The organism is Rhizobium sp. WSM409, assembly GCF_057653825.1.
The window spans coordinates 1,979,230-2,004,323 of sequence record NZ_CM172794.1 but is presented as its reverse complement, the minus strand read 5'-3'; the positions used below and the strand labels follow the sequence as shown (position 1 = coordinate 2,004,323).

Annotated in this window: 22 protein-coding genes; 10 read left to right on the top strand and 12 right to left on the bottom strand. The window is 62.2% G+C overall.

Annotation, left to right across the window (positions count from 1 at the left end):
- Window positions 1-48: 48 nt before the first annotated feature.
- A complete protein-coding gene (locus tag AC25BC_RS10105; RefSeq protein WP_017994129.1) occupies window positions 49-519 on the top strand; it encodes an SRPBCC family protein in 471 nt (156 codons plus the stop codon).
- Window positions 520-557: 38 nt separating this feature from the next.
- Here AC25BC_RS10105 and AC25BC_RS10100 read toward each other — a convergent pair whose 3' ends face one another.
- The gene (locus tag AC25BC_RS10100; protein ID WP_012757530.1) at window positions 558-1,646 is read right to left on the bottom strand and encodes a citrate synthase/methylcitrate synthase; all 1,089 of its coding nucleotides are present in this window, start codon (window positions 1,644-1,646) and stop codon (window positions 558-560) included.
- A gap of 83 nt (window positions 1,647-1,729) precedes the next feature.
- Here AC25BC_RS10100 and AC25BC_RS10095 point away from each other — a divergent pair, with 83 nt between their 5' ends.
- The 5 genes from AC25BC_RS10095 (at window position 1,730) to AC25BC_RS10075 (ending at window position 7,950) form a co-directional block, all read left to right on the top strand.
- Window positions 1,730-2,875: a citrate synthase gene (locus AC25BC_RS10095; protein WP_017994128.1), complete on the top strand. Its 1,146-nt coding sequence runs from the start codon at window positions 1,730-1,732 to the stop codon at window positions 2,873-2,875.
- A gap of 139 nt (window positions 2,876-3,014) precedes the next feature.
- On the top strand, window positions 3,015-3,533 hold the full coding sequence (locus tag AC25BC_RS10090; RefSeq protein ID WP_012757528.1) for a FecR domain-containing protein: 519 nt from the start codon (window positions 3,015-3,017) through the stop codon (window positions 3,531-3,533).
- Between the two features lie 5 nt (window positions 3,534-3,538).
- On the top strand, window positions 3,539-5,395 hold the full coding sequence (locus AC25BC_RS10085) for a CHASE2 domain-containing protein (protein ID WP_017994127.1): 1,857 nt from the start codon (window positions 3,539-3,541) through the stop codon (window positions 5,393-5,395).
- Window positions 5,396-5,494: 99 nt separating this feature from the next.
- Window positions 5,495-7,450 (top strand): DEAD/DEAH box helicase, encoded by a 1,956-nt coding sequence (locus tag AC25BC_RS10080; RefSeq protein WP_012757526.1) that lies wholly within the window; start codon window positions 5,495-5,497, stop codon window positions 7,448-7,450.
- Between the two features lie 65 nt (window positions 7,451-7,515).
- Complete coding sequence (locus AC25BC_RS10075; protein WP_128439297.1) at window positions 7,516-7,950, top strand: GNAT family N-acetyltransferase; 435 nt, start codon at window positions 7,516-7,518, stop codon at window positions 7,948-7,950.
- Between the two features lie 19 nt (window positions 7,951-7,969).
- Here AC25BC_RS10075 and AC25BC_RS10070 read toward each other — a convergent pair whose 3' ends face one another.
- Both AC25BC_RS10070 and AC25BC_RS10065 read right to left on the bottom strand, forming a co-directional pair.
- A complete protein-coding gene (locus tag AC25BC_RS10070; RefSeq protein ID WP_128439296.1) occupies window positions 7,970-8,815 on the bottom strand; it encodes an SDR family oxidoreductase in 846 nt (281 codons plus the stop codon).
- 45 nt (window positions 8,816-8,860) lie between these two features.
- A complete protein-coding gene (locus AC25BC_RS10065; protein WP_128439295.1) occupies window positions 8,861-10,033 on the bottom strand; it encodes an NADH-dependent flavin oxidoreductase in 1,173 nt (390 codons plus the stop codon).
- 108 nt (window positions 10,034-10,141) lie between these two features.
- Between AC25BC_RS10065 and AC25BC_RS10060 the strand changes: the two genes are divergently transcribed.
- Complete coding sequence (locus AC25BC_RS10060; protein ID WP_018072151.1) at window positions 10,142-11,035, top strand: LysR family transcriptional regulator; 894 nt, start codon at window positions 10,142-10,144, stop codon at window positions 11,033-11,035.
- 236 nt (window positions 11,036-11,271) lie between these two features.
- Here the strand turns inward: AC25BC_RS10060 and AC25BC_RS10055 are convergent, their stop codons facing one another.
- The 3 genes from AC25BC_RS10055 to AC25BC_RS10045 form a co-directional block, all read right to left on the bottom strand.
- Window positions 11,272-13,509 (bottom strand): xanthine dehydrogenase family protein molybdopterin-binding subunit, encoded by a 2,238-nt coding sequence (locus AC25BC_RS10055; RefSeq protein WP_017994121.1) that lies wholly within the window; start codon window positions 13,507-13,509, stop codon window positions 11,272-11,274.
- A 12-nt stretch (window positions 13,510-13,521) separates the two neighbouring features.
- Complete coding sequence (locus AC25BC_RS10050) at window positions 13,522-13,995, bottom strand: (2Fe-2S)-binding protein (protein WP_017994120.1); 474 nt, start codon at window positions 13,993-13,995, stop codon at window positions 13,522-13,524.
- A 317-nt stretch (window positions 13,996-14,312) separates the two neighbouring features.
- Entirely contained in the window at window positions 14,313-14,687 is a 375-nt protein-coding gene (locus tag AC25BC_RS10045) for a c-type cytochrome (RefSeq protein WP_017994119.1), read from the bottom strand.
- A 540-nt stretch (window positions 14,688-15,227) separates the two neighbouring features.
- Here AC25BC_RS10045 and AC25BC_RS10040 point away from each other — a divergent pair.
- Window positions 15,228-17,132 carry an adenylate/guanylate cyclase domain-containing protein gene (locus AC25BC_RS10040; protein ID WP_017994118.1) on the top strand — a complete coding sequence of 635 codons (1,905 nt, stop codon included), beginning with the start codon at window positions 15,228-15,230 and terminating at the stop codon, window positions 17,130-17,132.
- 178 nt (window positions 17,133-17,310) lie between these two features.
- Entirely contained in the window at window positions 17,311-18,015 is a 705-nt protein-coding gene (locus AC25BC_RS10035) for a class I SAM-dependent methyltransferase (RefSeq protein ID WP_128439326.1), read from the top strand.
- On the opposite strand, the gene AC25BC_RS10030 is transcribed toward AC25BC_RS10035, so the two are convergent.
- Genes AC25BC_RS10030 through AC25BC_RS10010 form a run of 5 tightly spaced genes read right to left on the bottom strand, consistent with a single transcriptional unit; the run spans window position 17,984 to window position 23,442 of the window.
- Window positions 17,984-19,207: a molybdopterin molybdotransferase MoeA gene (locus AC25BC_RS10030; RefSeq protein ID WP_128439294.1), complete on the bottom strand. Its 1,224-nt coding sequence runs from the start codon at window positions 19,205-19,207 to the stop codon at window positions 17,984-17,986. The genes AC25BC_RS10035 and AC25BC_RS10030 overlap by 32 nt on opposite strands.
- Entirely contained in the window at window positions 19,204-19,701 is a 498-nt protein-coding gene (moaC, locus tag AC25BC_RS10025; protein ID WP_128439293.1) for a cyclic pyranopterin monophosphate synthase MoaC, read from the bottom strand. The genes AC25BC_RS10030 and moaC overlap by 4 nt, the downstream gene beginning before the upstream one ends.
- A gap of 1 nt (window position 19,702) precedes the next feature.
- Window positions 19,703-20,515, bottom strand: a complete 813-nt coding sequence (gene trpC / locus AC25BC_RS10020; RefSeq protein ID WP_128439292.1) for an indole-3-glycerol phosphate synthase TrpC — start codon at window positions 20,513-20,515, stop codon at window positions 19,703-19,705.
- A gap of 9 nt (window positions 20,516-20,524) precedes the next feature.
- A complete protein-coding gene (gene trpD / locus AC25BC_RS10015; protein ID WP_017994114.1) occupies window positions 20,525-21,541 on the bottom strand; it encodes an anthranilate phosphoribosyltransferase in 1,017 nt (338 codons plus the stop codon).
- 8 nt (window positions 21,542-21,549) lie between these two features.
- On the bottom strand, window positions 21,550-23,442 hold the full coding sequence (locus AC25BC_RS10010) for a SurA N-terminal domain-containing protein (protein WP_128439291.1): 1,893 nt from the start codon (window positions 23,440-23,442) through the stop codon (window positions 21,550-21,552).
- A 219-nt stretch (window positions 23,443-23,661) separates the two neighbouring features.
- Here AC25BC_RS10010 and AC25BC_RS10005 point away from each other — a divergent pair, with 219 nt between their 5' ends.
- The gene (locus tag AC25BC_RS10005) at window positions 23,662-23,943 is read left to right on the top strand and encodes a hypothetical protein (RefSeq protein ID WP_003539806.1); all 282 of its coding nucleotides are present in this window, start codon (window positions 23,662-23,664) and stop codon (window positions 23,941-23,943) included.
- A gap of 117 nt (window positions 23,944-24,060) precedes the next feature.
- On the opposite strand, the gene AC25BC_RS10000 is transcribed toward AC25BC_RS10005, so the two are convergent.
- Complete coding sequence (locus tag AC25BC_RS10000) at window positions 24,061-24,315, bottom strand: GlsB/YeaQ/YmgE family stress response membrane protein (protein WP_003539804.1); 255 nt, start codon at window positions 24,313-24,315, stop codon at window positions 24,061-24,063.
- Between the last annotated feature and the right edge of the window lie 779 nt (window positions 24,316-25,094).

Sequence of the window (25,094 nt, the reverse complement as noted above, 5' to 3'; positions counted from 1 at the left end):
TTTCAGGCGCGATCTGGATAACATCCGTGCCTGCGCTAACTTGCCGGCATGACCCCTTCACGCAGCACGACCGTCTCACGCTTCATCGCAGCGCCGCGCGAGCGCATCTACCGCGCCTTCCTCGATGCAGACGCGGTCGCCACCTGGCTTCCGCCCGATACGATGAAGGGCATTGTCCATGCCTTCGAGGGCAGGGAAGGCGGCGCCTTCTGCATGTCGCTCGTCTATCCCGACGACGAGACATCGCAACCGGGCAAGACCTCCGACAAGACAGACAGGTTCGAAGGCCGCTTTGCCAAGCTCGTGCCGGATGAACGGATCGTCTGGGCAACGGTCTTCGATTCCGAGGACGAGGGCTTTTCCGGCGAGATGACCGTCAGCACGATGTTGTCGCCTGCGGATGGAGGCACCGATGTGACGATGTTCTGTGACAATATTCCGTCCGGGATCCGCCTCGAAGACAATGAGGAAGGGTGCCGCTCGACGCTCGGCAATCTGGCCGCTTTCGTCGGCGGTTAGGGATCGGCGGCAGGACATGCTGCCGCCGAATTCAATCTTCAGGCAGCCGCCGGTAGCGGCCCGATATAGACCGAGCGCGGCCGGATCAGCCGGCCGTCGAGCGCCTGTTCGCGGGCATGGGCCAGCCATCCGACGGTGCGGCCGATCGCGAAGACGCCGGTGAAGGCCTCGCGGGGAAAGCCGAGCGCTTCGAGCAGCAGCGCGGTATAAAACTCGACATTGACGTCGAGCGGCCGGTTCGGTTTGCGTGCCTTCAAGATGGCCAATGCAGAGGCCTCCACGGCTTCGGCCAATGTACCGCGGGCGCTGTTTACCTGTCCGGTTGATATCAGCGGCTTCAGCGCTCCCTTCAGTGCATCGGCGCGCGGATCGCGGACGCGATAGATGCGGTGGCCGAAGCCCATCAGCCTTTCGCCGCGGTCGAGCGCTTCGCCGAGCCACGAGTAAGCATTCTCCGCCGTTCCGATCGCATCCAGCATGTCGAGCACAGGACCGGGCGCGCCGCCGTGCAGCGGCCCTTTCAGCGCGCTCAGTGCGGCGAGCACGGAAGAAGTGAGGCCGGCCTGCGTCGAGGCAATGACGCGTGATGCGAAGGTCGAGGCATTGAGGCCATGGTCTGATATCGTCACGAGATAGGTGTCGAGTGCCGCCGTCTGCTCCCTGGTCGGCAATTTTCCGGTCAGCATACGCAGGATATCGGCCGCCTGCGGCAACGAGGCGTCGGGCGCGATCGGTCTTTTGCCGCTTTGCATGCGAAGGATCGCCGGCAGGAAAACTGCGGGCGCAGCCAGAAGGCTGAGCGCAGTATCGAAATCCTCGCCGTCGGGCAGGCGGGCGATCAGCGCCCGCATCGCATCAACAGGAGGCAAAGCGAGCAGGGCGGCATCGGCGGCCTTGATATGGCCGAAAATCCTCGTTCGCGCCTGCGCCAACCAGTCGCGCAATTCCGCTTCGTCGAAGCTTTTTTCCATCAGCCCATCGAGCAACAGGGCGGCGACGCCTTCATAGGTGCCGTCTGCAACTAGGTGATCCAGCGATACACCGCGGATGATCAGTCGTCCCGCTTCGCCATCGACATCCGAAAGCTGCGTTTCGGCAGCAATGACATCTTCCAAGCCGTTTTTCATGTTGTTTCTCCTTTACGGTCCGGATGATCCGACCTAGTTTCATTGACGTCAATCTTGACGCAATTGATCAATGTGAGGCTCCGATGTCGTGGCTGACCGCCGAGGAGGCGCTGCAGGCGCTGAAGACCAAGCCGCAGACGCTCTATGCCAATGTCAGCCGTGGGCGCATCCGCGCCAAGCCCGATCCCGCCGACCCGCGCCGCAGCCTCTACCAGGCTTCCGACGTGACGCGGCTTGCCGAACGCCATGCCGGCCGCCGCAAGACTGAAACGGTGGCCGCCGAGGCGATCCGCTGGGGCGATCCGGTTTTGTCGTCGGCAATTTCCACCATCATCGGCGGACGGCTTTTCTATCGCGGAAAGGATGCGGCCGGTTTCGCTGAAGTCGCGACGCTGGAGCAGACGGCGGCGCTGCTCTGGAACGGCGCGGAAATACTCTCCTCCGGCAGCGGAACCGGGCATGCCGCTCCGTCGCTTCAGGCGGCGTTCCTGGCGCTGGCAGGGCGGGTGACATCGGATCTGCCATCGCTCGGTCGCTCGCAGGCAGCACTTCGCCGTGAAGCAAGTGGCGTTCTCCGTACCGTCGCCGATGCGCTCGCGCCGGGACCTTTCGACCAGCCGCTGCATTTGCGGCTTGCGGCAAGCTGGCAGCGGCCGGATGCTGCCGATTGCCTGCGTCGCGCGCTGGTGCTGCTTGCCGATCACGAACTCAACGCCTCGACCTTTGCGGCGCGGGTCACGGCATCGGCAGGTGCTGCCCTTTCAGCCGCCGTGCTGTCCGGTCTGGCGACGTTGACAGGGCCGCTGCACGGCGGCGCCTGGCAAGGCGTCGACGCCTTGATCGAGACCGCTTCCACGCTCGGGGCGGAGCAGGCGATTCGCCGTACGCTTGCCCAGGGCAATCGCCTGTCGGCCTTCGGCCATCCGCTCTATCCCGATGGCGATGTCAGAGCCTTGGCGCTGCTGTCGCACTTCCCTCTGCCGCCGCAGTTTGCCGAGGTCCGGGAAGTGGGCGAGGAGATGGTCGGCGAGAAGGTCAACGTCGATTTCGCGCTTGCCGCAATGGCCGCCGCCTTCGATCTCCCAAGGGAGGCGCCGATCATCATTTTCTCGCTTGCCCGTTCCGCCGGTTGGCTTGCACATGCGATGGAGCAGATCGACAGCGGCGAATTGATTAGGCCGCGGGCGCGTTATGCCGGACCGGTGCTTGAAACGGATAGTAGAACGTAAGAATTCCGCCGGCGATTGCGCCGGTTTGCTTTTTTTGCCTAGGGAAATATTTGAATTCGGCTATCATGCCTCATATGGAAGAAGACGGTTGGCGGGCGCTTTCCAAAAGAGCTGTTCCGCACGGTCAAGGGGACTTTCCATGAATACGACGCTTCGCAGCCTGCTTGCCGCCGCGCTCGCTATCGGCCTCATTCCGCATGCGGCGGCCTTTGCGCAGTCTGCCGGCTGCACCGTATCGCGTGATGCCGGCGCCCGCCAGGTGCTCAGTTGTCCCGGCGGCGTCACGGTGACGGCAGAGGCCGGAGCCGCCTACAGCCTCGTCGACCGCAACCGCGACGGCAGCCCTGATTCGGCGTCGCTGCGGCGCAAGGCCATCCTCGTCGATGTCGACAGCAGTCAGCACGCGGGTGGTTTCCAGGTCGTGACGCCGCAGGCGATCGCTGCCGTGCGCGGCACCCAATGGGCTGTCGATGTCGCAGGCGGCAAGACCTCGGTGCTGGTCGTCAGAGGCAGCGTCGCAGTCCGCCGGCCGGCCGGCGAGGCGGTGGTGCTGTCGCCGGGCGAGGGCGTCGACGTTACCGGCGGAACGGAACCCCTCGTCGTGCGTCGCTGGCCGGCGCCGCGCGCCGCTGCCCTTCTTGCCCGCCTCGGCCAATAAGTCCCATGAACCATCGCTTGCTGACAGTGATCGCGCTGCTGCTCGCCGGTCTTTGGGGAGCTGCGCTCGGCTATGTCAATCTCAATGCCGAAAGCGGCCTTCTCGATCGGATGGAAGCCTCGCTTGTCGATATCCGCAGCGCCATCGTCGGGGCGAAAACACCGCCTCCCGTCGTCTCGATCGTTGCGATCGACGACCGCACCGCTAGGGCGCACGGCTATCCGCTCGATCGGGCGACACTTGCGCGCCTCGCCGGCGCGATCACCGCGTTGAAGCCGAAGGCCCTGGCGATCGATATTCTGCTGGTCGATCCGGGGCCGGAGGCGGGTGATGCGGCGCTGACTGCTGCCTTGCGCCAGGGGCCGAGCGTGATTGCGGCTGCGGCCACTTTCGCGCAAAGCCGCCAGCGGGTCACGGATACGGCCGGCGATCCGCTTGCAGCCATCCCTGAGGCAAACCAGCTGCTGTTGCCGCTTCCGCGCTTTGCCGAGGCCGCCGCGGTCGGCATCGTCAATGTCGCAACCGACCAGACTGGCACGCCGCGCTTCATTCCGCTGATCTCGCGTGCCGCAGACCGGCTGGATCCAGCTTTTCCGCTGCGTGTCGCGTCGGTGGCGCTCGGCGTCGATCCCACGATCGAACCCGATGCCATCATGCTCGGAAAGCTGCGAATTCCCACCGATGTCGGCCAGCGCCTGCCGGTGACCTTTTATGGCGGGCATGGCAGCATCGCCACCTTCAGCGCCGCCGATGCGCTTGATGGCAAGCTTTCGGCGGATGCGGTCACTGGTCGTATCGTCGTCATCGGTTCGACGGTGACTGGCGGCGGCGACGTCTTCCCGACGCCGTTCGATCCCGTCATGCCGGGCGTCGAGGTAATGTCGACGGCGATCACCCATCTCGTCACTGGCGACGGCATGGTGCGCGACCACCGGATGCGGCTGATCGATGCCGCCACCGCCGTCGGACTGGCGATCGTGCTCGTGTCGCTGGTCGCCTGGCGCCGGAGTGCGGCAGGCTACATCATCATCGTGCTGACGCTGATCGTCTGGGCGATGCTCAATTTGTCGGCCTTCGCGCATGGCTACTGGCTGAGTGCGGCGCTGCCGATCGCCGCAGCACTGCCGCCGGCGCTGGCTTATGGCGCGGCCGAACTCTGGCTCGACCGTGGCCGCGCCCGTCATTTCGCCGAGCAGAGCGCGCTCCTGCAGCGCATCGAGGCGCCTGGCCTTGGCGAGTGGCTGGCGCGAGATCCGAATTTTCTCGCCGCGCCAGTACGCCAGAACGCCGCCGTCATCTTCATCGATCTCTCGGGCTTCACCGGCCTCAGCGAAAATGTCGGGCCGGTGGCGGTGAGCGAGATGCTGAGCGGCTTCTTCGAATTGGTCGACGAGGAGGCGCGCGCCCATGGCGGCGCCATCACCAGCTTCATGGGCGACGGGGCGATGATCCTGTTCGGCCTGCCGGAGCCCGCCGATGACGATGCCGCCCGCGCCGCTGCCTGCGCGGTCAGCCTGTGCGAGCGCACACGGGCCTGGCTTCAAGCGCATGCGGGCTTTGCCCCGAAGAAGATCGGCTTCAAGGTCGGCGCCCATTGCGGCCCGATCGTCGCCTCGCGTCTCGGTACCGGCGACCGGCAGCAGATCACGGCGGCAGGCGACACCATCAATGTAGGCAGCCGGCTGATGGAGGTCGCCGCCCGCCATGGCGTCGAACTTGCCTTGAGCGCCGAAATCGTCCGCGCCGCCGGCCCTAATAGCGTGCTCACGCAGTCCGGCCGGATGGAGGGACCGTTGGAAACAGCGCTGCGCGGCCGGGCAAGCCGCATCGACGCCTGGCTGTGGCGCAGCCGCACGCTTTGACAATCGCCGCGGGAGCGGCTAGGAACGGCGCAAATACCCAGCCGGCTGGCTCCGGCCATGGCGCAGCAACGCGCCTGGCAGCTCCGAAAGATCGAACTCATGACAGAATTTAACGGCGTCGTTCCGGCGATCGCCAAGGCGTTGCAGAAGCGTGGTTACGCCGAACTCACCCCGGTGCAGAAGGCGATGCTCGATCCGGCGCTTGCCGCTTCCGACGCGCTGGTCTCGGCCCAGACCGGCTCCGGCAAAACCGTCGCCTTCGGCCTGGCGCTGGCGCCGACGCTGCTCGAAGGCAGGGAACGCTTCGGCAATGCCGCCGCGCCGCTCGCCCTCGTCATCGCCCCGACGCGCGAGCTTGCCCTGCAGGTGAAGCGCGAGCTCGAATGGCTCTTTGAGATGACCGGCGCGGTGATCGTCAGCTGCGTCGGCGGCATGGACATCCGTAGCGAGCGCCGCTCGCTCGAACGCGGCGCCCATATCGTCGTCGGCACGCCCGGCCGGCTTTGCGACCATATCCGCCGCAGGGCGCTCGACATGTCGGAACTGAAGGCCGCCGTGCTCGACGAGGCCGACGAGATGCTCGATCTCGGCTTCCGCGAAGATCTTGAATTCATCCTCGATGCGGCGCCGGACGAACGCCGGACGCTGATGTTTTCGGCAACGGTGCCGGCGGCGATCGCCAAGCTTGCCAAGAGCTACCAGCGCGATGCCGTGCGCATCAGCACCGCGGCCGAGGAAAAGCAGCATATCGACATCGAATATCGCGCGCTGATGGTTGCCCCGAGCGACCGCGAGAACGCGATCATCAACGTGCTGCGGTATTACGAGGCGACCAATGCCATCGTGTTCTGCTCGACGCGCGCCGCCGTCAACCATCTGACCGCACGCTTCAACAACCGCAATTTCGCCGTCGTGGCGCTGTCCGGCGAGTTGACGCAGAACGAGCGCACTCACGCGCTGCAGGCGATGCGCGACGGGCGCGCCCGTGTCTGCATCGCGACCGACGTTGCCGCCCGCGGCATCGACCTGCCGGGGCTCGATCTCGTCATCCATGCCGACCTGCCGACCAATCCGGACACGCTGCTGCACCGCAGCGGCCGAACCGGCCGGGCCGGGCGCAAGGGCATCAGCGCCATGATCGTGCCGCTGAATGCACGGCGCAAGGCAGAGCGCCTGCTCGAGAATGCCGGTATTTCGGCTGCCTGGGCGCGACCGCCTTCGGCCGAGGAAGTGAGCGAGCGCGACGACGAGCGGCTGCTCGCCGATCCGATCTTCAACGAAACGCCGCAGGAGGAAGAGCAGGGGCTGGTACAACAGCTTCTCGCCAGCCACGGCGCCGAAAAGCTCGCCGCAGCCTTCCTGCGTCTTTACCGCACCAATCATTCGGCGCCGGAGGACCTCATCGAGGTTACCGTGCAGGACGACCGCAACCGCAAGCGCCGCGACAATGCCGAGCCCTACGAGCCGGCGCAAAAGGGACCGCGCGAAGATTTCGGCGCCAGCGTCTGGTTTTCCGTCTCGGTCGGGCGCAAACAGAATGCCGAGCCGCGTTGGCTGATCCCGATGCTCTGCCGCAACGGTAATGTGACGAAGCGCGAAATCGGCGCGATCAAGATGCAGCCCGAGGAAACTTTTGTGGAGATCGCCGCGGCGAGTGCCGAAAGCTTCCTGGCGGCGATCGGTCCGAACAAGGCGCTCGAACGCGGCATCCGCGTGACCAGGCTTTCCGGTACGCCGGATTTCAGCCGGGCGCCTGCGCCGAAACCTTATGCCGGCAAGCCATCTCGCGACGAGCGGCCGGACGACACATTCCGCGGCGAGCGGCCGAAGAACAAGTTCGGCAAGGGTCCGGGCGGCGGATATGCCGCGGCCGATAATAGCGGCGGGGACAAACGGGATAGCAAGCCCTGGAGCAAGAAGCCGGGCAAGCCCGCTTTCGATGGCCCGAAGTCCGACAAGCCGAAATACGAAGGCCCAAGATCCGACGCCCCAAGATATGAGGGTAAGGGCGGCGCCGGACCAAAAGCTAAGTTCTCGAAGAAGAAGCCCGGCTGATTATGCCGGCAGCCCTACGCTGGTCCGGCGGAGGGCTTTGGGCCGTATCCCTGAGGGAGGCAAGGATGGTGATGGAAACGGCGATCCTCAGCGTCCCGGTTTTCAGTATGCTCTGCAATGAGGCCTTCCGGCTGCGGCGCGCTATCTTCGTGCATGAGCAGAAGGTTCCCGAAGCCGAGGAATTCGATGCCGACGATCTCAACGCCCATCATCTTGTCGCCGTCACGGCGGGCGAAGTGTCCGGAACGCTGCGGATCATCTACGCCGAGGAACATGTGAAGATCGGGCGGGTTGCGGTTGCAAGCCAATGGCGCGGCCAAGGCGTTGCAGCCGCAATGATCGGGCAAGCGATGGACCTGCATCGCGCTGCCCGCGACAACCGCTTCTATCTGACAGCGCAGGCGGACAAGTTGCCGCTCTACGAGCGTTTTGGCTTCGTTGCCTCTGGCGCGGAATTTCTTGACGGCGGGATGCCGCACCTTGCCATGAAGAACTACTGAGCTTCAGCAAAGCGTAGCCTCAGGCTTGCGTTTTCACGTCGAAGGCAAGCGAACTTGAAAGGTCCCGATAGGCGTCGATCTGCTGCAGCAGCAGCGCGATTTTCTGTTCCACCATGCCAACAGCATCAGCTCCGGCGATGAACCGGCGGGGTAGCTCCGGTTGGTTGACCAGGGCGATCAGCGCTTGCGCGAGTTTTGCGGGATCGCCGCTCTGCTGGCCGTCGGCGGATTTCCAGAATGCCAGGTGTTGGGCGCGTCTTTCGTCGTAGTCGCTGACAGATGACCGAGCATATTGGGTTGATTCGTCAGTCAGCAATTCCGTGCGGAAGAAGCCCGGATTGACGATCATCGTTTCGATACCAAACGGCGCCACTTCGGGCTGCAGCGATTCCATCCAGCCATCGAGGGCAAACTTCGCGGCAGAGTAAGCGCTGCAAAACTCAAAGCCCAGCAGGCTGGCCGTCGATGAGATCGAGATGATCTTGCCGGATCCCTGCCGGCGCATCACCGGCAGGACAGCGCGGGTGACGCTCATGGGCCCGAGGAGACTACTGGCCAGTTGCAGATCGACCTGAGCCGGCGTCAGCTCCTCAAAATAGCCTGAGTAGAAGTTTGCGGCATTGTTGACCAATATGTCGATGCGACCAAAGCGTTCGAGTGCGGCTTTGACGGCAGATTCCGCGTCGGTCGGCTTGGTTACATCCAGCGTGACGACAAGCAGATTTTCCGACTGGCCGATCGCCTTGGCAACGCGCTCCGGATTGCGGCCGGTTGCAACGAGTTTGTCGCCAGCAGCCAGAACCGCCTTTGCGAAATCCAGGCCCATGCCGCGCCCGGCTCCTGTGATCAACCAAACCTTAGTCATCGAATTTTCCTTCATGCGAGATTGTGTGCCGATGCTGCCGATGCTCTATGCGGTGGCCTTCTGCCGCTGCGCTTCGTGATCATCGTTGATGTTGAACCAGCCGGTGGCCGCCTCGATGACGCCCCAGAGTTTGGCCGGAAGGGCAATTTCCGGGATTGTCGTGGTCCTGATCTCGTTCTCGATCAGTTTCTCTTTGCCACTCCGTGAAAGTTCGACCCACTCCGGGTTTATCACCAGCCCTTGGCCTACAGCCACAAGCGAAAGGCCCAGATGAAGGGCGCTTTCCGCCTGTTGGGGTGACTTGATCTGGCCAGCGGCGATAACCGGAACGCGCCCCGCTACCCTGGCAGCGATCAGTTCAGCGATAGGCTGATCAGCGATGGCTTCGAGTGGTTGGGCTTCGAGTACGCTCGTCAGCGAAGCATGGATGTAGTCCACGCCGCCGTCGATCAGATGCTCGATGAGTTCGTAGGTGTCTTCAATACGGAGGCCGCCCTCTTCAGGTTCTTCGGGCGAGACCCGGTATCCCAGTAGAAACGGACGCGTCGCGTGTGTGCCTATCACCTGCCTCACGTTGCGGACCACGGCGAGCGGAAACCGCATCCGGTTTTCCGGCGTGCCTCCCCATTCGTCGTCGCGATGATTGTGGAGCGGCGAGTAAAAGTTCTGGATCAGGAAGCCGTGGGCCGCATGCAGTTCGACCCCATCGAAGCCGGCTTCGATAGCGCGGCGGGTTGCTTCGCCGAAAGCAGAAATCACATCAAGGATTTCGTCGTGGCTGAGCGCGCGCGTCGTGCCGCCGCCTGGATTGAAAGGACCGGGTGAGACTTGCAGCGAACTGGCGCTGACAACGTCTCCGTCCGGAACAAGCGCCGGCACGGCCTTGCTGCCGGCGTGAAAAATTTGAAGAATCGCCGGTGCACCGCCGCTTTTGGCCGCCTCGGCCAGACGCCGGAGGCTTGGTGTGAAGCTGTCATCATAAGAAGCGAATTCGCCCGTGAACCCGATGCCGTTGGGCGAGACATGCGTGCAGCCGGTTAGAACGAGGCCAACGCCGTTCACCCTGCGTCGATAGTACGACACTTCCTCATCCGAAACTGTTCCGTCGTCATTGGCTGACCACGTCGTCATCGGAGCCATGACGACCCTGTTTCGAAGCGTGATCCCATTGGTGAAAACGAAGGGTTCAAATAGTGCTGGGGTGGCTTCCATCATCATTGTCTCTCTTGCATGCCGTTCAAGCGGTTTGTGAAATGACAGGTAGCAATGAGGACAAACTTTGATTAGTTGGTATAATCTGCATGAAGTTAGAAATGAGAGAGATAAATGAGGCACGGTGATTTCAGCGAGCTTGCAGCCTTCATCGCCGTCGCCGAGGCCGGAAGTTTCACGCGCGCCTCCGCCAAACTTGGACTTTCCCAGTCTGCCGTCAGTTACTCAGTCAGAATGCTGGAGCAGAGGCTGGGGGTGCGGCTGATCTCACGCACCACACGCAGCCTATCGCTGACCGATGCCGGAGAGCGTATGCTTCGAAGCCTCCGCCCTGCCTTTGAACACATCGAAAGCGAGATCGCAGCCGTCACCGCACTTCGTGACAAGCCGGCCGGCACTATCCGCATCACGACGTTTCGATATGCCGCCATGAGCGTGCTTTGGCCGGTCATGACAACGTTCTTGGCGGAATATCCGGATATTGAAATGGAGGTCATTCTTGACGAGGGCCTGACGGATATCGTGGCCGGCCGGTTCGATGCCGGTATTCGCATTGGAGAACAGGTTCAAAAAGACATGGTTGCCGTCAGGATCGGCCCTGACCTTCGCATGGCAGTCGTCGGATCGCCGTCCTACTTCCAGAACCGCACAATCCCGATGACGCCCCGCGATCTCGGCGACCACCGGGGTATTAGCTACCGGCAGACCACAGGAGGTGGATTGTATGCCTGGGAGTTCGAGCGCGACGGCGAGGAGCTTGTGGTCAGAATGAACGGGCCGCTCATCATCAATGATAGTTTGATGCTGGAAGCCGCTGCTTTGGATGGGCTTGGTCTTGCCTATACGTTCGAAAGTCAGGTTTCACAATACATTGCAGACGGGCGACTGATCCGGGTCCTCGACGATTGGTGTCAGCCGTTCCCTGGCTATCACCTGTATTACCCAAGCCGACGTCAGCATACGGCTGCGTTTGCGCTCCTCGTCGAGGCGCTTCGTTTCAAAGGCTGACGCTCCTGCCAGATGGTCGCGATGCGTTGGGGGACTTTTCTCAGTTGCGCGATTTTGCCGATAGACGTGAAGTCCAGCCTGTCCTGATTGCTGGTGAAGCGCGCGGTCACCGCCGACCGCGAAGTCTTAGCGCTATGGTTGTCGAGACGTCACGCGACAGGAACATCGCGGCCCTGTGCGGCCCGCTGCATTCAGCGGCACACAGGACCGGGGCAGGCTCTCGTCCGAGCCAGGTTCTAAGCGAGGTTGAAAGGCATCTGCCGGACTGGCTTGCCTGTCAGACGCGAGATGGCATTGGCAAATGCCGGCGCCAAAGGTGGCAGGCCGGGTTCGCCCATGCCCGTCGGTGCATCCGCGCTTGGTACGATGTTGACGTCGAATTCCGGCACATCCGTGATCCTTGCCACCGTGAATTCGCTGAAGTTGCTTTGCTCCACAACACCGTCCTTGAGCGTGATTTCCGAGCCGGTAAGGCACGTCGACAAGCCCATGATCGCCGCGCCTTGGACCTGCGCTTCCACGGTCCGAGGGTTGACGGCCAGATTGCAGTGCACCCCCGCCGTGACCCGATGCAGCTTCGGCTGCCCATCGACGACGGAGGCTTCCACCACGTAGGCCACCACGGATGAAAAGGATTCGTGCACGGCCACACCCCAGGCCCGGCCTTCTGCCAATGTCCTACTGCCGTAACCGCTCTTGTCTACGGCGAGTTGCAGTGCATCGCGATGACGAGGATGCTCATCGCCAAACATCTTCATTCGATATGCGACCGGATCCTGGTCGGTGGCTCTCGCTATATCGTCGAGCAAGGTCTCCATCACGAAAGCCGTATGGGTGGAGCCAACGCTGCGCCACCACAGAACCGGCACGTTGGCAGCAGGATGATGTACTGTCAGGCGCATGGGAAGCGGGTAGGGGCTCCGCATCCCCTCTGTCGTGGCGGCATCGATGCCGTCCTTCACCTGGAACTTCTCGAACACGGTTCCCGTCAGTATGGACTGGCCGACGATGGTGTGGTCCCAGGCCAGTACATTGCCCTCTTTGTCGAAGCCAATGCGAGCGCGGTGAAGATGCGTTGGACGGTAGTAGCCGCCCCTCATATCGTCCTCGCGGCTCCAAAGCGTGCGCACTGGCGCCTTCAGCCCCGCCGCCCTGGCGGCTTTGGCTATCTGGCAGGCCTCCATTGCCGTGTCGCTGCTGCTGGAAAAGCGCCGGCCGAAGCCACCACCCGATGTTTGCACATTCACCACGACCTGTTCCGGCTTGAGGCCGAGCACGTTTGCGGCAACGCCGGCATCGAGCCCCGCACTTTGGCTTCCCATCCAGATCTCGGCACGATCGTCGGAAAGCCGAACCGTGCAGTTCAGCGGTTCCATCGCCGCGTGGGCGAGATATGGAAACACGAACTCGGCTTCCAGACTCAAGGGTGCGGTTTCCAATGGCGCCATGTCGGCATCGAACTGGCGCGGGCCGGGGCGATTGGCGATCTCGCGAAACTGGGCAAGTTGCTTTTCACTATCGACCTTTTCGACAGCCGATGTGTCCCACTCCACCTTAAGGGCGTTGCGGCCCTGAGATGCCTGCCAATATCCGTCGGCCACCACGGCCACGCCCTCTGCACCGCGATCCAGCGGCACCCGCAAAACAGCTTTCACGCCCTTTACTGAACGCGCTGCGCTGTCGTCCAGGGAGGCTATCTTGGCTCCGAAGACCGGAGGGCGAGCCACCACGGCCGTCAATTGTCCCGGCAGCTTGAAGTCGATGCCAAAACTCTGTTGGCCACTGCTCTTGGCTTGTGCGTCCAGACGCTGGGTGGGTTGGCCGATGATGCGGAAATCCTTCGGATCTTTCAACGCTATTTTCTGAGGCACGGGCAGGGCCATGGCCGCTTCGGAAAGTTCTCCATAGCCGAGCTTGCGGCCATCAGAAGCCAGAACCACACCGGCCTCGGTTCGCAGCGTCGAAACATCCACGTTCCAGCGGTCCGCCGCGGCTGCGAGTAGCATGGCGCGGACGCGGGCACCCAACTCGCGATACTGCGTAAAGCTGTTCTTGATGGTGTTCGAACCGCCGGTAAGGTGCATTCCGAAGAGCGGATCAACATAGGCCATGTCATTGGTGCCGAGCTGGCTGCGTACTAAATTCCAGTCCGCGTCGAGTTCTTCGGCCAGGATCATCGGCAATGCCGTTTGGACGCCTTGACCGAACTCGAGCCGGTTGATTGTGACCATAACTTCGCCATTTGGCGCAATTTGAACAAATGCAGAAGGCCGCTCGGTCGGCTTCAGAGCGGTGGGCACCTCATCCGCGTCGGTGGACTGGGCCGCGGCCAGATGCGGGAAAATGCCGACAGCCAGACCGAGGGCCCCCGTCAGCTTGAGAAAGCTGCGGCGTGGCAACGCCTGAACCGCCGTCGAACGACCCCGTTCCAGCATGTGCTGCAGCGCACGTGGTAATTCGCTATTCGGCAACATATGGCGTCTCCTTCAGACGAGATTGCTGGCAGCATCGGCTATGGCGGCGCGGATGCGGACATAAGTTCCGCAACGACAAATATTGCCTTCCATTGCCGAATCGATCTCCGAGGCAGTCGGCTGCGAACCGGAGGGCAGGGATGCGAGGAACGCCGTGGCGCTCATGATCTGACCGCTCTGACAATAACCGCACTGCGCTACATCGTGCTTGACCCAAGCTGCGTGCACCGCTGCGCCGACACGGTCGCTGCCGTCGGTCGCTTTTTCTATGGTGGTGATGGTCAGGCCCTCGGCAGCGGAGAGAGGGGTGCTGCAGGAACGGACGGCCTCACCATCCAGATGTATCGTGCACGCGCCGCAAAGCGCGGCGCCGCAGCCGAACTTGGTCCCGGTCATACCGAGCGTGTCGCGCAGGACCCAAAGGATGGGTGTCTCTGGGTCGGCATCGACCTTGTGCTGATTACCGTTGATATTCAGTGTGATCATGACTGGTCGGTTCTCCGATGTTTCATACTGGATGTGCTCGTTGACCGTCGATCTCTAAGGAGAGCGACGGCGACGGGAGTGCCGCCAGCACCTCCGGGATGATGAGACGCCGTCGACCAAGAGCCTGCTCTCCGCGATAACGTTAGCTTGTCCGGCGCCGCCGAATTAGTTGGCGAAACCTGCACGACGTTAGAAAGGCGGCTTCTGAATGCGAAGCAAAAGCACGAGCTGACACGTCAACCCAAGACGGGGTCAGCGATGATCAGCCGGGTCGGGTGCCCATCGATCGCCGGCTTGCTGAGCCACGAGGTTCGCCGCTACTCCGACAGGGACTTCAGGTAAGCGATGATGTTTAGCCGATCCTCAGGCTTGGACACGCTCACGGTCATTGTGGTTGTCGGTACAACTTCGCGGGGCGCTGCTAGAAACCGGTCCAACGTCGCCTCGTCCCATACTAATCCCGACGCTTTCATAGCCGCCGAATAGCGGACGCCCTCCACAGAGCCGGCTGCGCGCCCGACAACGCCACCGAGCCCCGGTCCAGCCTTTTTCTGGTCCGTGGTCGAATGACAGGCGGAACAGCGCTGAAACGCTTTTTGTCCCAAGGCGACATCTCCCTCCGCTGCGGCAGGAGCCGTCGCCGACACCAGGATCAAGGTGGAGATCACAACGGACGCAAAAATTTTTGTCATGCGTGTTCTTCCCGAATACAGGCTTTCGAAGCCCTGAAAGGACGGTGGATTTGCGCGCGCCAGCGCCGTTGCTGGCAGGCCGCGCTAAAGACCTTAGACCCAAGACGCGCCTCATCTTCTCCGGACATGGCATCGCACTGGAGACGGCGGTTGGTTGGGGACGTTACCTCGCCTCAGCATGGAGCATTAGGCGGTACTATCTGCATGATGTTAGAAATGAGGTTCATAAATGCCCGACAGCCAACGATCGTCGACGAAGGTTGTCTGCCTTTTTTGCACCAGCAGGACTCAACCCTCTTGATGCCTGCCGCAGCATGCAATCAGTTGAGCTTAAGCTTCCCTTGGAGAGGTTCTGCAGACATCGGTTGCAGCGCGGAAGTTCGCCTATTTAGAAACCACATTCATAACTTCATGCGAGCAACGACGGCTAATCCAGCCGTTCGTTCTTTGCTATCGCTCTTCACTGCCCATGGTGGATCTTCCACCCGGAAGAACGATCGGCAGTGGAACGTGACAGAAATGCGAACAGGAAGTTCCGCGATGCAACGTAAGCTCGCAGCGATTCTCGCCGGGGACATTGTCGGCTACAGTCGGCTCATGGCGGAAAACGAAGCGACGACGTATGCGGAGTTGCGTTCCGTGTTTGACGACGTGATCGATCCAGCGGTCCAGCACCATGGAGGCCGAACATTCAAAAACTCTGGCGATGGCTTCCTCGCTACATTCCCGAGCGTTAACGAAGCGTTGAATGCGGCGGTGGAGATTCAGAACGGCTTCGATAGGCGGCCCTTTGAATTTCGGATCGGCATCAATCTTGGTGACGTCATCGAAGACAATGGTGACATGTACGGCGATGGCGTGAATGTCGCATCGCGCCTTGAGGCAATGGCAGATCCTGGCAGTATCTTTGTTAGTGGTGCGGTGGTCTTGAGTGCTGACCGGGGTCGAGGCGACGAGTTTTTCCGCATTGGACGTCGGAATGCCAAAAACCTTCCTGAACCACTCGATGTCTATGCGGTCACGCGCGCTGGACGACGGAGAAGCAAATGGAGCCGGTACGCGGCTCTTGTCCCGCACGTGAGCGCTCGCCTTGGCTATTGTCTTGGGGCTGCGTCGCTCGTGCTCATCGGAATCGCAATCCAGCCGCTTCCTCTCGCGGCAATGATCGGCCGGATACCGGCTGAGCTTTCGGTGCTTGCCAGCGGTGAACGGCCGGACCCTCGGCCGTCTGTGGCTGTTATGCCTTTCGACAATATGAGCGGCGAGGCAACACAGGCCTACTTTGCCGATGGGCTGACGGAAGACATCACGACTGAACTTGCCCGAAACTCGGAACTTCAGGTGATTGCCCGCAACTCGGCTTATGCGATGCGAAGCCAGGAAGCCGATGTCCGCAAGGTCGGCGAGAAATTGGGTGTGGCCTACGTCATCGAAGGTAGCGCTCGACGGGTGGGTGATAAACTCCGCGTCGCCGCTCAACTTATTGACGTGAATAGCGGAGCTCACCTCTGGTCGCGCAGCTATGACCGCCATATCGATGATATATTCACGGTCGAAAGCGAGTTGACATCCGAGATCGTTGCCCACCTTGTTTCCTTTGTCCGCAAGTCTGAAGCCGCAGAGGCGATGAAACGCCCAACCAAGGATTTGCAGGCCTACGATCTCGTTCTTCAGGCACGCGCTCGTTTCACGCACGATTCGAAAGATGCCGAGGGGCTTCTTTCCGCCCGAGGACTTTTCCAGCGGGCTTTGGAATTAGACCCGGCTTATGCCGTGGCGCGTGCCAATCTCGGTATGACCTATATCTTCGATGTCACGCAAAACGTCAGCGGCCACGCCACAGACCGAGACCTGGAGATTGGCTTGAGCGAGGCGCGTCAATCCATCCGACTCGATCCAAATCTGGCGATGGGATATCAGGTATTGAGCTACGGCTTGGCTGCAAGCGGCGATTACGCTGGTGCTTTACAAGCGGGACACCGGTCGGTGGAACTCAATCCGAATGATCCTGACAGCATGATGGCGCTCGCAAAAGCCCAGGTTCGTTTTGGTGACTACGATGGAGCATTACGGAATGCTGAGCGTGCCCGCCGTCTTCATCCCATAGCTCCCGAATATTATGCTTATGTGCATGGTCAGGCGCTTTATGCGGCTGGTCGTAGCGATGAAGCTGCGAGCGTTATCCAAGAGTGCCTGATCCGCGCGCCGCAGGATTCGAATTGCCTGCTCATTCAAACCGCGTTGCAGGCTGGTCGCTCAGAGCTGGACAAGGCCAAGGCGACCATGGCCAGTTTGGTCAAAGCAAAGCCCGACTTCTCGCTTGAAACAGAGCGCAACTATCGTCGGTTTGGTGATTCCCCGCTAATGGAACAATTTCTCGCGGATCTCGCGCGCGCCGAGGCTCCCAAGACGGTCTCGCTTCAACGGCCTGTGTTGCGTTCTTAAATGGCATACGGCACACCTCATCACGAATAGCGGTGCAGTTCCTTGCGAAAAGCCTGGCTCGGCTTCATTATTCCACCCAAATCATAGCGTGCATAAATGGCGCGGAATTTTACAACGGCGGCCTGCTCTTGCTATTAAAAACGATAGGCAGTTACAGCGCCGGCAGGAGCAGATGACGATGAAACGCCCGGGCATGTCTCAACCCGATCCGGCCGTCTTCATCCGTGCCAACCTGCCTATATCACCCGTTCCATCCATCCCCGAGATCCGGATTCATACGGCAGGGCCCGCGAGCGGGCTCTGGCGGCTTGCCGGCCGCGGAGAGGCCGATCCGCCGCCTTACTGGGCCTATCCCTGGGCCGGCGGCGCAGTGCTTGCCCGCCATCTGCTCGATCGACCGGAAATGGTGACCGGCCGCCGGGTGCTCGATCTCGGCGCTGGCTCCGGGCTCGTGGCCATTGCCGCGGCGAAGGCCGGAGCAGCCACGGTGACCGCTATCGACATCGATGCCAATGCCATTGCCGCAATCGGGCTCAACGCAGCGATCAACGGTGTGAACATCGTGGCCTTGGCCGCCGATATTATCGAGGATCAGCCACCAGCGACTGACCTTCTCGTGGTCGGCGACCTGTTCTACGATCCCTCGCTTGCCTTGCGGGTGATGGCCTTCCTGCGGCGTTGCCAGGCGAGCGGCGTCGAGGTGCTGATCGGCGATCCCGAGCGGGCCTACCTGCCGCAGGGAGAACTCGACCGAATCGCCACCCATGCAGTTGCGGATTTCGGCGGGGGCACTGGCGGCGGTGCCGTGCAGGCGGGTGTCTTTGCGCTCTCCGGCAAAGTTGAAGGCGAGATTATGCCAGGAGGTCAGGCCGCAACAGCATGACCGGGCAGGGCGCTCCGGCCGGCAGCTCCGGTGCATGCGGCGGGCGGATGACGAGACAGTCGGCTGCGGCGAAGACCTTCATCATCGAAGAATCCTGCTTGCCGAAAGGTTCGGCGAGCCAGTGGCCGGCGGCGGATTTCGAAAGTTTCGCACGGATATAGTCCTGCCGGTGGTCGTTGGCGCGCAGTGTGACGGCCGCCTCCACCGTTGCCTCGCGCCGCACCGGCGGCAGGGAGGCGAGCCTGCGGATCAGCGGCTCAAGGAAGAGCAGCGAGCAGACGAGGCTAGAGACCGGGTTGCCGGGCAGGCCGAGCACATGCGTCTCGCCGAAGCTGCCGACCATCAGCGGTTTGCCGGGGCGCATGGCGATGCGCCAGAAATCGAGCTGCATGCCGGCTTCGATCAGCGTGGCCTGCACCAGATCATGGTCGCCGACCGAAGCGCCGCCGAGCGTGACGATCACATCGACCTTGGCGTCCCGCGCCGTGCCGATCGCCGCGCTGATCCTGGCCTTGTCGTCAGGCACGATGCCGAGATCGAGCACATCGGCGCCGGCTTTGCGGGCAAGGGCTGCAATACCAAACGTATTGGATGCGATGATCTGCGAAGGGCCGGGCGTGCTTCCGGGCGGCAGCAGTTCGTCGCCGGTTGCGAGGATGGCGATCAGCGGGCGCCGCAGCACTTCGACATCGGGCCGGTTCATGCCCGCAGCGACCGTCAGCCGCGAGAAATCGAGCACGGTGCCGGCCGACAGCACCGCTTCGCCTTCGGCGAAATCCTGACCGCGGGGACGCACGTGCTGGCCCTGCCGCACAGGGAAATTGGTTCGGATACCGCCTTCGATCTTCTCAGCATCCTCCTGCAGCAGGACGCTGTCGGCGCCTCGCGGAACTGGCGCACCGGTGAAGATGCGGACGGCCTCTCGCTGGCTGACGCTTCCCTCGAAGCCGTGGCCAGCGGAAGACGTGCCGATGACCTTCAGCTCGGCGCCCGGCTCCGGCGCGTCTTCGCGGCGCAGCGCATAGCCATCCATGGCGGAGGCATTGAAGGGCGGCTGGGTCAGGCCGGCCGTCAGATCGACGGCCAGGACGCGGCCCTCGGCTTCGGCAAGCGGCAGCGTCTCGGACGCAGCAATGGGCTTTGCGCGGGAGAGCAGGCGGCTCAGGGCGTCGGCGACCGGGAGAAGGTTCATCTTGCCTCCGGATGACGGAAATCGCCGGATTTGCCCCCGGACTTTTCTAGAAGCCGGATGCCGCCGATCTCCATTGCCTTATCGGCCGCCTTGGCCATGTCGTAGATCGTCAGACAAGCGACCGAGACAGCGGTCAACGCCTCCATCTCCACACCGGTCTTGCCGCTCAGCTTGGCGGTCGCCGTAACGCGCAGGCCGGGCAGGGCGGCATCTTCCGCGATCTCGACCGTGACCTTCGTCAGCATCAGCGGATGGCAGAGCGGGATGAGATCGGCGGTGCGTTTTGCCGCCATGATGCCGGCAAGGCGCGCCGTGCCGATCACATCACCCTTCTTGGCATTTCCTTGGACGATGAGAGCAAGCGTTTCCGACGCCATCTTAACATGGCCTTCGGCAGTGGCGATGCGCACCGTCTCGGCCTTATCGGAGACATCGACCATATGTGCCTCGCCGGAGGCACCGATATGGGTCAGACCGGGCTTTGCGCCGCTCATATCATTCGGCCGCGATGGCGGCTTCGCCGAAGAGCAGTGCGCGGGTGGCGGCGGCGACGTCCTCCTTGCGCATCAGGCTCTCCCCGACAAGGAAGGTATTGATGTCGACGGCCTGCAGGCGCTGGCAATCGGCATGGGTGAAGATGCCGCTTTCGCCAACCAGGAGCCGGTCATCAGGCACCATGGGGGCAAGCGCCTCGCTGACGGTGAGGCTGACCTCGAAAGTACGCAGATTGCGGTTGTTGATGCCGATGAGCGGCGAGGAGAGTTTCAGCGCCCGCTCCATCTCCTCTGCGTCGTGGACTTCGACCAGCACGTCCATGCCGAGGGCGAAGGCCTCGTCCTGCAGGCGTTCGGCTTCATCGTCGGACAGCGAGGCCATGATCAAGAGGATGCAATCGGCGCCCCAGGCGCGGGCCTCGTGCACCTGATAGGTCTCGAACATGAAATCCTTGCGCAGCGCCGGCAGCGCGCAGGCAGCACGGGCGGCTGTCAGAAATTCCGGCGCGCCCTGGAAACTCGGACTGTCGGTCAGCACCGAAAGGCAGGCGGCACCGCCGGCCTCATAGGCGCTGGCCAGCGACGGTGGATCGAAATCCGGGCGAATGAGGCCCTTCGAGGGGCTTGCCTTCTTGATTTCGGCGATCAGGCCGAAGCGGCCGGAATCACGCTTGGCAATGAGCGCCTTGTGGAAGCCGCGCGGGGCGGACTGGCCGGTCTGCATCGCCTTCAGATCGGCAAGCGACACTGTCGCCTTGGCAACGGCGATCTCTTCGCGCTTGTAGAGTTCGATCTTCTTCAGGATATCGGTCATCGGGCAATCCTAGTCGATATCGTTGGAAACGGCGATGAGTTTGTCGAGGGCGAGCGCGGTGGAGCCACTATCCAGCGACTGCGTGGCCAGCGTCATGCCGTCGCGGATCGTCTCGACCTTGCCGGCGATGACGAGCGAGGCGGCGGCATTGGCGAGCGAGACATCGCGATAGGCATTCTTGGCGCCGCCGAGCACCTCGCGAAGGGCCGCGGCATTGGCGACACCGTCACCGCCCTTGATATCCGCAAGCACGCAAGGGCTGACGCCGAAATCGGCGGGCGAAAGCTCGAAGGTGCGGATCTTGCCGTCTTCGAGTGCCGCCACTTGTGTGACGCCGGTGGTAGTGATCTCGTCGAGGCCGTCGCCATGGACGACCCAGACGCATTCGGAGCCGAGATCGCGCATGACTTCGGCAAGCGGCACCAGCCATTGCGGCGAGAAGACGCCGAGCAGTTGGCGGCGAACGCCGGCCGGATTGGAGAGCGGCCCGAGCAGGTTGAAGATCGTCCGCGTGCCGAGCTCGACCCTTGAGGGGCCGACATGGCGCATGGCGGAATGATGCATCTGCGCGAACATGAATCCGACGCCGGCCTCGGCAATGCAGCGGGAGATGATCTCGGGGCCGACGTCGAGCTTGACGCCGAGTGCGGCCAGATTGTCGGCCGCGCCCGATTTCGAACTCAGCGCCCGATTGCCGTGTTTGGCGACGGGAACACCAGCGCCGGCGACGATTAGCGCCGCCAGCGTCGAGATATTGTAGGTGCCGCTGGCATCGCCGCCGGTGCCGACAATGTCGATCGCATCGGCCGGCGCCTCGACGGTCAGCATTTTCGAGCGCATTGCGGTGACGGCGCCGACGATCTCGTCGACGGTTTCGCCGCGCACGCGCAGCGCCATCAGGAAGCCACCGATCTGCGAGGGTGTCGCCTGGCCCGACATCAGGATGTCGAAGGCAGCGCGGGCCTCGTCACGCGTCAGCGGCTCGCGGCTTGCGGCCTTGGCCAGGAACGGCTTCAGATCGGTCATAAAGCCTCCTAGCGGGTCGTCGCCTGTTCAGCGAGCGTCTGGTTGATCTCGGCGCCGTACTGCGTCTGCAGCAGGTTGACCATCTGATCGAGAATATCATCGCCGGCGGCATTAGCCATGGCGGTGATCTGGGCATCGCGGTTGTTCAGCACGTCGCCGGTCGGCTGGGTGTTGACCTCGGTGACCTTCAGCAGGATCTGCGTCGAGGGATCGGCGCCGACAGCGCTCGCGACCGTGTCGAGCGGGCCGGAGAAGGCGGCGGTGACGCCGGCCCGGCCGAGGACCGCATCATCGGTGGAACGGGTGACGCCGCTCTTGCTTTCGACGGCAATGCCGAGCGGCGTTGCGATATCGGCAAGGGCAGTGCCCTTTTTCGCCTCGGCCTTCAATGCATCGGCCTTCTTTGCGAGCTCGGCCTTCTGCTGTTCCGCCGTCCAGTCCTCGACGGCCTTTTCGCGCACTTCGGCGACCGGGCGGTCGCGGTCCGGCGTGATTTCGCGGACGTTGAACCAGACATAGCCGTCATTGCCGATCGGCAGCGGCGGCGCATCGACGCCAACCTCGGTCTTGAAGGCTTCGCCGAGCAGCTGCTGCTTGACGGGAATATCCTTGACCTCTTGGCCGTCCTTGTCGGCGCCGGTCATATCGACGGCATCGACGGTGACGGCTTTGAGCTTCAGCTGGCCGGCGATATCCTCGAGCGTCGAACCGCCGGCGCGCAGGTCCTCGATGCGGTCATGAACGTTGATCACTTCCTGGGAGGCGTTGGAGAGCGACAGCTGCTTGCGGATATCCTCCTTCACCTCATCGAAATTCTTCGCCGTTTCCGACTTGATGTTGGTGACGCGCAGGATGACCGAGCCGAAGGAGCCATCGACGACAGGCGTCGTGCCGCCATCGCGCGAAACTGCGAAGGCCGCATCGGCAACCGCCTGGTCGGGAACCTTGTCCTTGGTGAATTCGCCGAGCAGCACGTCACTTGCCGTCTTGCCCTGGTCGGAGACCAGCTGGTCGAAGCTGGTGCCGCTCTTCAGCGCCGTTTCGGCGGCGGTGGCGAGATCCTTGCTGGCGAAGGTCAGCTGTTCGATGGTGCGGCTTTCCGGCGTGCGATAGGTATCCTTGCTCTTGTCGAAGGCTTCGTGGATCTGGTCGTCGGTGACGGTCGCGGCATCGGCGATATCGGCAGGCTGCAGCTTGAGATAGGCGACCTTACGGTATTCGGGCGCCCGGTAGCGCTGCTTGACACCTTCGAACCAGGTTGCCAGCACGTCGTCGGCAGGTGCCTTGATCGGCTCGATATTGGCATTGGTGAGCAGCAGGTAATCGATGCTGCGGCTTTCATCACCATAGAGCTTAAGGGCGTCGACCAGGGTCTTCGGTGCGGTGAAACCATTCGAGATGGCATCGACCACCTGGCTGCGGACAGCGACCTTGCTGCGCTCCTTGATGTAATCGTCCTGGCGGATGTTGGCATTGCGCAGACGCGAGATGAAGAGCTCGCGGTCGAACCGGCCGTTGACGGCCTTGAAAGCCGGATCGTCAGCGATCAGCTGGGCGAGGCGATCTTCGGAAAGGCCGAGGTTCATGTCTTCGGCGAGCTGGTCGATCGAGGCGCCGGCGACGAGCTGGGCGAGCACCTGCTGCTCGACGCCGAAGGCGCGGGCCTGCTCGGGGGTGAGGCGCGTGCCGAACTGCTGGCTGAGGTTTGCCACCTGGCGCTGATAGGCGAGGTGGAATTCGTTGACGTCCACATGCTGATCGCCAACGGTCACGACCGTGGTGCTGTTACCGCCTGTCAGCAGCTGATGCGACACGCCCCAGGCGCCGAAAGACACGACGAGCAGAAGCAGGAGCAGCTTGGCAACCCAGGTCTGAGCAGCTCTTCTCAGGATATGGAACATAGAAACGCAAACCTCGCAGTATCATTGACCCGCGCGCGGGCGGACATTCGACGTTCCTTAAAACAAACCCGACAGGAAATGAAGGGTTTGTCACGCGAAAAGCTGCACAAGTCGACCGCTCCGCCGCGGCGGCTTTGCGGAGAACAAAAGATCGGTTGCGACGGAACCTTTCGGGCCGCCATTTCGTTGAAGCGGCATCCCATGAAACAGGAGCAGACCATGGCAGAATTGAAAACCGCTTCCGCCGAATCCACCGCTGCGCGCGTCAAGGCTGATATAGCAGCAGACGATCTGTCGGCGCAGGTCGCAGCCCTTCGCAACGATCTCTCCCGGCTAACGGAAAGCGTGGTCGCGCTGGGGCAGGGGGCGAAGTCGGCGGTGACCGACGAGGCTTCGGTGATGACGGAACGGCTGCGCGACAAGGTACGCGAAGAACCGCTCGTGGCACTCGCCGTGACGGCAGGCATTGCCTACGTGTTCGGCCTGCTCAGCCGCCGCTGAACGGCAATTCAGAGTGAAGAAAAGCCGGGCGCCATGAACGCCCGGCTTTTAGTGTTTGCATCCGTCCAAAAGTAGCCGGGCCAGCTGACGCGACCGGGCTCAGTTGGCGCGGCCAAGTCAGCGGCGGATGACGCGCCCGATCGCGATCAAGATGCAGGCACCGACGAAACCGGTGATCAGATAACCCAGCCAACCGGCGAGCGGCTGGATGTGCAAAAGACCCAGGATCCAGTTGGCGACAATAGCGCCGATGATGCCGAGCAATATGTTCATGAGCAGGCTCATGCTGCTGCGCATTGCCTTTTCCGCCAGCCATCCGGCGACACCGCCGATAATGATGGCTGCAATCCAACCCACGCCTGCGCTTTCCATAGTTATCTCCCTCCTGGCAAAACGAGTCACAGAATGCACGAAACGAAACGAAGTTCCACTCCTAGTTACTGAGATTGCTTTGCGGGTTCAGCAACTTATGTGACTCACGGCTGCAGCAGGGTGACCGGGGAGTGCACCGCGTATGCGACGATCTGAAACAGGAGGCCAGCAATGGCCAGCAATGCGAAGCCAAAAGGCATAATCAAGCTTTTGCTAAACATCTTTCCTCTCCCGTTTGCGTAAAGCATAAGCGGAAGCGGAAGGAGCGCAAGAATATTGTTAACAGATAGTTAAGCATGGCAATTAGTTAAAATTTAATACATCCGCTGACGTCGTAATACTTTCGGATGTCAAAACGTTTATTTTTGCAGCCCTGCCGTGTCTGCTGGCGGATCATGCTACTTTCGCTCCAGACCTTCCACACTCTGCCGGCTCGTCGCCTTTGGCGCGAGATGCTTTAGATGCAGCTGGAGATGCAGTCTCTCTGGCTCGCAGACACGCGGCCGCAGAACGGGCCGGCGCTGTCGCGCGCCGTCGGGCAATCCGCGTCGCGGGCGATCAGGTCCGGTGTACGATCAGCATAAAGACGAGGAAAGACGCTGTTGCGACCGTCGCGGCGAAGGCAAGCTCATAATCCATGTCATTAACCCGGTTGGATGGCACCCCTAAACGCCGATCCGCGTCAGGGAGTTCCATACCGCCACTCGCGCTTATCGCCTGCCGATTGATTTTGTCGAGGAGTGTATCATTTTCCCTAGAACAGGATGATTTTAGGCCCA